Annotated in this window: 11 protein-coding genes; all 11 read left to right on the forward strand. The window is 68.2% G+C overall.

Annotation, left to right across the window (positions count from 1 at the left end; all coding sequences use genetic code 11):
- On the forward strand, positions 1 to 592 hold a 592-nt coding region (gene pyrF, locus ACWELQ_RS28475; RefSeq protein ID WP_452400113.1), incomplete at its 5' end, for an orotidine-5'-phosphate decarboxylase.
- Positions 593 to 763: 171 nt separating this feature from the next.
- Complete coding sequence (locus tag ACWELQ_RS28480) at positions 764 to 1,306, forward strand: nuclear transport factor 2 family protein (protein WP_452400114.1); 543 nt, start codon at positions 764 to 766, stop codon at positions 1,304 to 1,306.
- A gap of 57 nt (positions 1,307 to 1,363) precedes the next feature.
- Complete coding sequence (locus ACWELQ_RS28485) at positions 1,364 to 2,209, forward strand: patatin-like phospholipase family protein (RefSeq protein ID WP_452400115.1); 846 nt, start codon at positions 1,364 to 1,366, stop codon at positions 2,207 to 2,209.
- A 75-nt stretch (positions 2,210 to 2,284) separates the two neighbouring features.
- Positions 2,285 to 3,130, forward strand: a complete 846-nt coding sequence (locus ACWELQ_RS28490; protein ID WP_452400116.1) for a patatin-like phospholipase family protein — start codon at positions 2,285 to 2,287, stop codon at positions 3,128 to 3,130.
- Positions 3,131 to 3,175: 45 nt separating this feature from the next.
- Positions 3,176 to 3,805: a LysE family translocator gene (locus ACWELQ_RS28495; RefSeq protein WP_452400117.1), complete on the forward strand. Its 630-nt coding sequence runs from the start codon at positions 3,176 to 3,178 to the stop codon at positions 3,803 to 3,805.
- An 83-nt stretch (positions 3,806 to 3,888) separates the two neighbouring features.
- Positions 3,889 to 4,317 carry a VOC family protein gene (locus tag ACWELQ_RS28500; RefSeq protein WP_452400118.1) on the forward strand — a complete coding sequence of 143 codons (429 nt, stop codon included), beginning with the start codon at positions 3,889 to 3,891 and terminating at the stop codon, positions 4,315 to 4,317.
- Between the two features lie 589 nt (positions 4,318 to 4,906).
- Positions 4,907 to 5,230, forward strand: coding sequence for an integration host factor, actinobacterial type (gene mihF, locus ACWELQ_RS28505; RefSeq protein WP_033086940.1), 324 nt, complete (start codon positions 4,907 to 4,909; stop codon positions 5,228 to 5,230).
- Between the two features lie 7 nt (positions 5,231 to 5,237).
- Positions 5,238 to 5,822, forward strand: coding sequence for a guanylate kinase (gene gmk / locus ACWELQ_RS28510; protein WP_452400119.1), 585 nt, complete (start codon positions 5,238 to 5,240; stop codon positions 5,820 to 5,822).
- Positions 5,823 to 5,928: 106 nt separating this feature from the next.
- Positions 5,929 to 6,207: a DNA-directed RNA polymerase subunit omega gene (rpoZ, locus tag ACWELQ_RS28515; protein WP_033086942.1), complete on the forward strand. Its 279-nt coding sequence runs from the start codon at positions 5,929 to 5,931 to the stop codon at positions 6,205 to 6,207.
- A gap of 7 nt (positions 6,208 to 6,214) precedes the next feature.
- Positions 6,215 to 7,435 (forward strand): bifunctional phosphopantothenoylcysteine decarboxylase/phosphopantothenate--cysteine ligase CoaBC, encoded by a 1,221-nt coding sequence (coaBC, locus tag ACWELQ_RS28520; RefSeq protein WP_452400120.1) that lies wholly within the window; start codon positions 6,215 to 6,217, stop codon positions 7,433 to 7,435.
- Positions 7,436 to 7,651: 216 nt separating this feature from the next.
- Positions 7,652 to 8,866 carry a methionine adenosyltransferase gene (metK, locus tag ACWELQ_RS28525; RefSeq protein WP_452400121.1) on the forward strand — a complete coding sequence of 405 codons (1,215 nt, stop codon included), beginning with the start codon at positions 7,652 to 7,654 and terminating at the stop codon, positions 8,864 to 8,866.
- Positions 8,867 to 9,028 lie beyond the last annotated feature (162 nt).

Raw genomic sequence — 9,028 nt, forward strand, 5'->3', positions numbered from 1 at the left:
GGAGACAATCGCCGCGCTGCGGGCCGCGGGCACCCTGGTGCTCGCCGACGCCAAGCGCGGTGACATCGGCTCCACCATGGACGCCTACGCCCACGCCTGGCTCGGCGACGGGCCCTTGGGCACCGACGCGGTCACCATCTCGCCGTACCTCGGATTCGGCTCCCTCGCACCGGCCGTCGACCTCGCCAAGGCCAACGGTCGCGGTGTGTTCGTGCTCGCCGCCACCTCCAATCCGGAGGGCGTGGAGTTGCAGAACATCACCGGCCCCGACGGCCGCACCATCGCCCAGCGCATGGTCGACGACGCGGCCGCCGCGAACGTCGGAGCCGAATTCGGCTCCGTCGGTGTGGTGATCGGCGCGACCCTCGACAAGGTCCCGGACCTGAGCAAGCTCAACGGCCCCATCCTCATGCCCGGTGTCGGCGCGCAGGGCGGGGGAGCGGACTCGATTCGCAAGCTGGTCCCGGCGAGTGATCTCGGCGCGGTCCTGCCGAACGTCTCCCGCGAGGTCCTCAAGGCGGGCCCGACGGTCTCCGCGCTGAAGGAGAAGGTGGCCGAACTCGCCGCCGAATTCGCCTTCCTGCAAAGCTGAATACAGTAGCGCTGCAATAAGCCTCGCGCTGCGGAATCGCCCCGGTCGCCCCACCGCGACCGGGGCGATTCCCGTTCATCGGACATCGTGGACGGGTCATCGGGACCCTCGCTGGTCGCCCCTTCCGGCCGCTCGAAGGATCGAGCCACCCGCCCTCCGGAAGGAAAACCGATGCGCCTCAACACCGTCGCCGCCACCCTGCTCGCCACCGCCTGTCTCACCTTCGCCCCCGGAACACCGGCGTCGGCCGCGCCCGCCTGCGACGGCCCGAACGCCGAGACCCGCGCCCAGATCGACAACCTCTTCTCCGCCTACGGCCCCTACTTCGACTACGGCCAGGCCGACGCCTGGGCCGGATTGTTCACCGAGGACGGCGTTTTCAGCTTCCCCGGCACCGACGGCAACCGCCAGGTCATCCACGGCCGCACCGACCTCGCCGCCTTCGCCGCCAAAGCCCATCAGCCCGGCCAGGTATTCGCGCACTACCCGGGCAAGACGCTGATGATCAAGGAGGGCGGCAAGATCCACGCCTTCACTCCGGTCGGCGTCGTCCAGGTCGACACCACCAAGCAGTTCGACGCCCAGTTCTCCGCCCTCGGCGCCTACGACGACATCATCGCCTTGACCCCGAAGGGCCCCCGCTTCGAAAGCCGCACCGCCGGAATCTACGGTGACGGCGCGCTACCGGACGCCTTCACCAAATGCCAGGCCTGAATCCGAGTCCTCGGCGGGCCCGCCCCGTTCCGGCGTTTTCGGAGCTACAGTGACGGCATGGCTTCCCCCGTGTCTCCCAATGGTTTTCGCAACGCGGTCGTATTCGGTGGCGGGGGTGCCGTCGGTATCCTCTGGATGACCGGCCTGGCGATCGGCCTGCAGGAACTCGGGATCGACCTGTCGCGGGCCGATCGGTTCGTCGGTACCTCCGCCGGTTCGGTCGTGGCCGCCAATCTGGCCAACGAGGTCGATCTGGTGGCCCTGATCGCGACCCTGCCCACCGCCGCTCCGGCCACTCCGGCCGTCGACACCTCCGGGCTGCAACGGATCATCGCCACGGTCATGTCGGAGGGACTGGACCTGACCGAGTCCCGCCGCCGAATCGGTGAACTCGCGCTCGAATCCGATGTCGGTGATCCCGCCGATCACATCGCACGCATGTCGCGCCAGCTCGGCTCGACCGGCTGGCCGGAGCGCGATCTCGTCATTACCGCCACCGACGTCACCACCGGCGGCCTGCACACGTGGTTCCCCGACGGCAAGGCGACCCTCGGTGAGGCCGTCGCTTCCAGCACGGCCATCCCGGGTGTGTTCCCGCCGGTTCCGGTGGACGGCCGGTACTACATCGATGGCGGCCTGGTGTCGCCGATCAATGCGGGTCTCGCGGCGGGCGCGGAGTTGATCGTCGTGTTCGAACCGCTGGCGGGCCTGTACCCGCACGCACCGTCGGACAGTGAACTGGGCGATGCCACAGTGATTTCCGTGGTGCCCGACGACGAGGCCAAGCCGATCATCGACCCCAGTGTCTTCGCCGGTCCGGGGCTGCGACTCGCCTACGACGCGGGCTGGCGGCAGGCCGCCGAGGTCGCCACTCGCCTGCGCGAAGTGTGGCCCACGGCCTGAATGGACTGCGGTGTCGCCTCCCGAGTTTCGGAGGAAACGTCTCCGCTTCGTTTCGGCCGCGGATAAAGTAGGGATATGTCTGCCGCCGTGCCGCTCAACGGAATTCGTCACGCCCTGGTGCTCGGAGGAGGCGGTGCGGTCGGCTTGAGCTGGATGGCGGGTATGGTCCTGGGCCTGCGGGACGGCGGGATCGAACCCGATCTCGCCGAGCGGATCGTCGGCACCTCCGCCGGTGCGGTGGTGGGTGCGGCGATGACCGCGGGCATGGACCTGAATCTGTTGCTGCCCAGCCTCGACGATCGCGAGGCCCGGCCCATCGAGTTCGATCCGGACCGCTTCGGTGAGATCTTCGGCCTGCTCGCGATGCCCGGCGTGACCCCCGACGAGGCCCGCCGCCGGGCGGGGGAGCGGGCCCTCGAATTCGATCTCGGCGATCCGGCCGTGCATGTGGAGCGCATCGGCGGGCTCATCGGCAATGCCGCGTGGCCGCAACGGGATCTGCGGGTCACCGCGATCAGTTCGGCTACCGGTGGACTCCAGGTGTGGACGCCCGACGGCAAGGCCACCCTGGTCGAGGCGGTGGCGTCGAGCACCTCGGTGCCGGGCGTGTTCCCGCCCATCCCGATCGCGGGTGACCACTACTTCGACGGCGGCATGCGCTCACCCATCAACGCCGACCTGGCCGCCGGAGCCGAACGGATCCTGGTCGTCGAACCGCTCGCGCACCTGTTCCCGCACAGCCCCTCGGATCGTGAGCTGGGCGGCGCGGCAACGCGTTTCCTCATCCCCGACGCCGCCGCCATCGAGATCTTCGGACTGGACATGTTCAATATGGCCGCCCTCGCTCCCGCCCACGACGCGGGCCTGCGCCAGGGCCGCGAGGCCGCCCCCAGCCTGAAGGACTTCTGGCCCGCCGCCTGATCCGAAGGCCCGGACCAGTATCCGGCCGCCGCGTAGGCTGGCCGGGTGCTGTCGCTCACCGAGATTTTCACGTTGGCCGGGGTGATCGTGCTCGGTTCCATGTCGCCCGGACCGGATTTCCTGATCGTGCTGCGCAATTCGGTGGTCTCGGGGCGCGGCGCCGGGGTCGCGAGCGCGGCCGGCATCGCGGTCGGCGTGTTCGTGTGGGCGCTGGTCACCGCCGTCGGCGTGGCCGGGCTGCTGGCCGCCTCGGCCCAGGCGTACACGGTGGTGAAGCTGCTCGGCGCGATCTACCTCGCCTACATCGGAATTCGCGCCCTGCTGGCCGCCCGGCGCGGCGACTACCGGCCCGATCCCGACGCGGCCGCCAATCGCCGCGGCGGCCTGATCGCCTTCCGACAGGGCCTGCTGACCAACCTGCTGAACCCCAAATGCGCGGTGTTCTTCATCGCGCTGGTCCCGCAGTTCCTGCCAGCCGACCCGTCCGCGCTGGGCACCCTCGAGCTGGCCGTGGTGTGCACGGTCGCCAACCTATGCTGGTTCGTGACCCTGGCCTTCGCGGTGGGCGCGCTGCGGCAGTGGTTCACCCGCCGCCGGGTGCGCCGCGTGCTCGACGCCGCCATGGGCACCTTCATGGTTGGTCTGGGTCTGCGAATCGCGCTGGAAAGCAACTGATTCCACCCCCGCACAGCCGAAACCCGCCTGCCCGCCGAGCACTACGCTGAACCGGACCGCTCGGTAGAAAGGTGGGATTTCTCATGTCCGACGCCGCCCTCGGCCTCGTCTCCTACGCCCAGACCCGCGTCCTGGTGGACGATTTCACGCCCAGTTATCGCTTCTATCGCGACGTGCTGGGCCTGCCCCTCAAGGACGAAACCCCCGGCGACGTACCGGAATCCGACGCGGGCCCCTACGCCTGCTTCAGCCTCGACGGCCGCGATCTCGCGCTGTTCACCCGCGCCTACCAGGACGCGGCCATCGGCGCCGAGCATCGTCCGCGCGACGGCATCGACGGTGTGGTCGTGGTGCTGCGGGTCGCCGACGTCGACAAGGCGGTCGAGGTGGTGCGCGAGCGCGGCGCGGTCATCGTCGCCGAGCCCGTCGACCAACCCGCCTGGGGCATGCGCGTGGCCCACTTGCGCGCCCCCGAAGGCACTCTCATCGAGTTGTGCCAGTACGAGGGCTGAGCCCGGCGCGTTCGCCCAGCGCGAACGGATCGAACGCTTGTCCTGATCGCTCGTCCCACGGCGTTGGCGGCCCGGGCGGTGAACTTGTGCGCGCGACCCCGGTTTCGCGCGCGAGCGTGTCCGTCAGGGCCCGAAACAGGCCGTCCTGACGGTGATCCGGGGTCGTACACCCTGCCCTACCTGCATCGGAAGCATGTCGTAAATGTGTGTTTCATCGCGGTAGCGACTGCCTGTCGTGAGGTGCGACACGCGGTACGGAATCGAACGACACGCCGAGAAATCCAAGAAAAATCCAGGTCGCGAGATTACAGCTCGGTCACGGTTTCATCGGGGGCCAGTCCGGCCTGTCCAGGTGCCTGTCAAGTTCCCGAAAAAGCCCTGGCTGCAAGGATATTCGCGACCGCCGCGAGCCGGGCCCGGCGGCCGATTGCACACGGCCCGCGCGGCCGTCCATCCGGCCCGGTCGCGCGCCGAATCACGCGCTGACCTGGGGGGTGGGTTCGCAATCGGCAAGCGTCGTGGGTACGGTCGCTGAGACCACCGGGTTACCGGAGGTAGATCAAGCAATGAACGATGAGACGGAGGAACCGTGGCCCTTCCCCAGCTGACTGACGAGCAGCGCGCCGCTGCTTTGGAGAAGGCGGCTGCCGCTCGCCGCGCTCGGGCGGAGCTCAAGGAGCGCTTGAAGCGTGGCGGTACCGATCTGAAGACGGTCCTGGCCGATGCCGAGAAGGACGAAGTTCTCGGCAAGATGAAGGTTTCGGCGCTGCTCGAGGCTCTGCCGAAGGTTGGCAAGGTCAAGGCGGCCGAGATCATGAGCGAGCTCGAGATCGCTCCCACTCGCCGCCTGCGCGGACTGGGCGACCGGCAGCGTAAGGCGCTGCTGGCCCGGTTCGACTTCAGCGCCGAATAATCCGAGGGTGGTCGAACACACTCGGAAGGGTCGACTGGTAGTTCTGGTCGGCCCCTCGGCCGTCGGTAAGTCCACCGTCGTGCGCTGCGTGCGCGAACGACTGCCCGAATTGGTATTCAGTGTGTCGGCCACCACCCGGGCTCCGCGGCCCGGGGAGGTCGACGGTCAGGACTACCGATTCGTCACCCGCGAGAAGTTCGACGCCATGATCGACGGCGGCGAACTGCTCGAATGGGCCGATATCCACGGTGGACTGCAGCGGTCGGGCACCCCGGCCGCACCCGTGCGGGAAGCGCTCGTCACAGGGCATCACGTCCTGATCGAGGTGGACCTCGAGGGCGCGCGCTCGATCCGCAAGACCATGCCGGAGGCCAAACTGGTCTTCCTGGCCCCACCCAGCTGGGATGAGCTGGTGTCCCGCCTGACCTCACGCGGGACCGAATCGCCCGAGGTGATCGAACGCCGTCTGCAGACGGCTCGCACCGAATTGGCGGCATGTGACGAGTTCGACATCGTCATCGTGAACGACCACGTGACCACCGCCTGTGAGCAGTTGGTATCGTTGTTCGTTAGCACAAATTCGGGATCCTAGGTCGCAAAACCGACGAAACCGACGACCGGCCCCTCTCTGTCTCGATCGATCAGACAGCGCACGGGCCGGTAGCCCCCTTCCGAACAACCCCGCAGGAGCCTTCCTAGTGAGTACGGACATCAAGACCGTTCCCGCCTACGACACTCCGGTCGGCCTCACCAACCCGCCGATCGACGAACTGCTGGAGCGGACTTCGTCCAAGTACGCGCTGGTCATCTACGCGGCCAAGCGTGCCCGGCAGATCAACGATTACTACAACCAGCTCGGCGACGGCATTCTCGAATACGTCGGTCCGCTGGTCGAGCCGGGTCTGCAGGAGAAGCCGCTGTCGGTGGCCATGCGCGAGATCCACGCCGACCTGCTCGAGCACTCCGAAGGCGAGTAAAACCGCGGTGACCCGAGTCGTCGTCGGAGTCGGCGGCGGTATCGCCGCCTACAAGAGCTGCAACCTCGTGCGCCGGTTCACCGAAACCGGGCACGAGGTTCGTGTCATTCCCACCGAGTCGGCGCTGAACTTCGTCGGCGCGGCCACCTTCGAAGCGCTCTCCGGCCATCCCGTGCACACCGGTGTCTTCGCCGATGTGCCGCAGGTGCCGCACGTGCGCCTCGGCCAGGAGGCCGATCTGGTCGTCATCGCCCCCGCCACCGCGGACCTGATGGCCCGCGCCGCGCAGGGTCGTGCCGACGATCTGCTCACCGCGACGCTGTTGACCGCGCGGTGCCCGATCCTGTTCGCCCCGGCCATGCACACCGAGATGTGGGACCACCCCGCCACCCGCGCGAACGTGGCCACGCTGCGCGCGCACGGTGCGGTCGTGATGGAACCCGCCTCGGGTCGCCTGACCGGCACCGACACCGGTCCGGGCCGGCTGCCCGAGCCGGAGGAGATCTTCGGTCTGGCCCGGCTGCTGCTCGAACGCGCCGACGCGCTGCCGCGCGACCTCGAGGGTCGCCGGGTGATCGTGTCCGCCGGTGGCACCCGTGAACCGCTGGATCCCGTTCGCTTCCTTGGCAATCGGAGCTCCGGCAAGCAGGGCTACGCGATCGCGCGGCTGGCCGCCCAGCGTGGCGCGCAGGTGACGCTGATCGCGGGCAATACCATCGGACTCGACGCTCCCGCGGCGGTCGAGGTGGTCCACGTGACCACCGCCGAACAGCTGAAGGTGGCCGTCGACAAGCACGCCCTCGGCGCGGACGCGGTCATCATGGCCGCGGCGGTGGCCGACTTCCGTCCCATCAACGTGGCGGCGGCTAAGATCAAAAAGGGTGCGGGAGAACCGGATTCGATCGCACTCGCCAAGACACCGGATATCCTGGCCGGGTTGGTTCAGGCCCGTCGTGACGGGCACCTACCGGGCACCGCGATCGTCGGCTTCGCCGCCGAGACCGGGGACGAGCACGCGGACGTGCTCACCCACGCCCGGGCCAAGCTCGCCCGCAAAGGCTGCGACCTGCTGGTCGTGAACGCCGTCGGGGAGGGTAAGGCCTTCGAGGTCGATACCAACGACGGCTGGTTGCTCGGTGCCGACGGCACCGAGATCGCCTTGGACCACGGGTCCAAGGCATTGCTGGCCAGCCGGGTGCTCGACGCACTCGGCCCCTTGCTCCGCTGAAGCCTCGGCACCGCAGGGTTCAGGCGGTTGACGCCCGCGTCTGATAGGCAGACGCGGGTCGGCAACTGTCTGAGTCACAATGTGTTCGTCAGGGTGGCAGGCCGCCACCTGTGACGAACATATTGGAATAACCTGAGACAAAGGGTTGTGCGATGGCGCGGAGACGCTACTGTCGCACCCCGTTACGAGAAACCCGTTGAGGGAGAGGGAACAACTGTGCGCACGTCTGGCAGCCGCCTATTCACCAGTGAGTCGGTGACCGAAGGTCACCCCGACAAGATCTGTGATGCCATCAGCGATTCCATCCTCGACGCGTTGCTCGCGGCCGATCCGCGCAGCCGGGTCGCGGTGGAGACCCTGGTGACCACCGGTCAGGTGCATGTCGCGGGTGAGGTCACCACCACCGCCTACGCCGATATCCCGACCATCGTTCGCGAGAAGGTCCTGGAGATCGGATACGACTCCTCGGCAAAGGGTTTCGACGGCGCCTCCTGTGGCGTGAACGTCGCCATCGGCGCGCAGTCGCCGGATATCGCTCAGGGCGTGGACACCTCGCACGAGGCCCGCGTCGGCGGCGAGGACGATGACATCGCGCGTCAGGGCGCGGGCGACCAGGGCCTGATGTTCGGTTACGCCACCATCGAGACCCCCGAGCTGATGCCGCTGCCGATCTCGCTGGCGCACAAGCTGTCTCGGCGCCTCACCGAGGTCCGTAAGTCCGGTGTGCTGCCGTACCTGCGTCCCGACGGCAAGACCCAGGTCACGATCGAATACGACGGTTCGATCCCCAAGCGCCTCGACACCGTGGTCATCTCGACCCAGCATGCGGCCGATATCGACCTCGACAACCTGCTCACCCCGGACATCCGCGAGAAGGTCGTCGACTCGGTGCTCGCCGAGCTGCAGCTGCCGAATCCCTTGGACACCTCGAACGTCCGCCTGCTGGTGAACCCGACCGGCAAGTTCGTGCTCGGTGGCCCGATGGGTGACGCGGGCCTGACCGGCCGCAAGATCATCGTCGACACCTACGGCGGCATGGCCCGTCACGGTGGCGGCGCGTTCTCCGGCAAGGACCCGTCGAAGGTCGACCGCTCGGCCGCCTACGCCATGCGCTGGGTCGCCAAGAACGTCGTCGCCGCCGGTCTGGCCGAGCGCGTCGAGGTTCAGGTCGCCTACGCCATCGGCAAGGCCGCTCCCGTCGGTCTGTTCGTGGAGACCTTCGGCACCGAGCTGATCGACCCGATCAAGATCTCCGACGCCATCGGTGAGGTCTTCGACCTGCGTCCCGGCGCGATCATCCGCGACCTGGACCTGCTGCGCCCGATCTACGCGCCGACCGCCGCCTATGGCCACTTCGGCCGCACGGATGTCGATCTGCCGTGGGAGCGCACCGACCGCGCGGAGAAGCTGCGCGCGGCCGCCGGGCTGTAATTGACCGGCACCCCACTTTTTCCGACGGGAGCGTCGGGCACGGAAAACCCTTCCGAGCCCGACGCTCCCGCCGTCGTTGGCGTGGCACGCCCCGTTGATACCGGAGTGGCACGCCCTATCGCGCGAGTCCTGCCCCTGCTCGAACCCGCCCACCTGGACCGC

The sequence above is a fragment of the Nocardia sp. NPDC004722 genome, assembly GCF_053601505.1.